The sequence below is a fragment of the Komagataeibacter kakiaceti JCM 25156 genome, from assembly GCF_000613305.1.
In genome coordinates this window covers 1-622 of sequence record NZ_BAIO01000866.1, presented here as the reverse complement: position 1 = coordinate 622, position 622 = coordinate 1, and the positions used below count along the sequence as shown (strand labels likewise).

Annotated in this window: 1 pseudogene; it reads right to left on the bottom strand. The window is 69.0% G+C overall.

Annotated elements, in window-relative coordinates:
* Positions 1 to 253 (bottom strand): annotated as a pseudogene (locus tag JCM25156_RS26600) (transketolase-like TK C-terminal-containing protein); the annotation flags it as partial.
* Positions 254 to 622: the final 369 nt, after the last annotated feature.

Here is a 622-nt window from a genome sequence, read left to right as displayed (position 1 = left end):
CTCCGGGGCGGGAGGGGCGGGAAGCTGCCCCCGACAGTTCGGCCATGATGCGCGGAAGAACGCGGTAGAGCGGCGAGGACACGATAAAGCGGTCACGATCCGGCCAGTCCGGGCTGGCGGGGTCGAAGCGCAGGAAACGACTCCACAGCACCGCGCAGAACCCGGCCATGACGCGCGCCTGAAGCGCGTGGCGGCTGTCGGGCTCATGAATCCCGATGGCGTGGCGGATAGCCGTCGCCAGCCGTTCGGGCATGCTTGGCGCGGGTGGTCCGGCATCGGCCCGGGTTATGGAAACCTGATCTTCTGGCATTCAACGTCGTCCATGTGCGCGGCGGGAACGGTGGGCACCGCAGCTTCCATGACTACCGTCGCATGCCCGTGGCGGCAATATTGCGGCGTCGTGGCCCCTATCCCGCGCGGGGGGGATCCTGTATCGGTTGGGGGCCATGTCCCCTCTGTCACGCCCTTTTGTCCGTCGTGCCGCCCTTGTCGCCGCCATGTGCCTGCCGGTCGTGACGGGGTGTGAACTGGTCAGCCAGAAAACCTTCGACCGCCATGCGGGCGACCCGCCAAGCTGCCTGAAACCCCGCCGCCGCCCGTGCCCGGCAGCGACCGGCCGGCC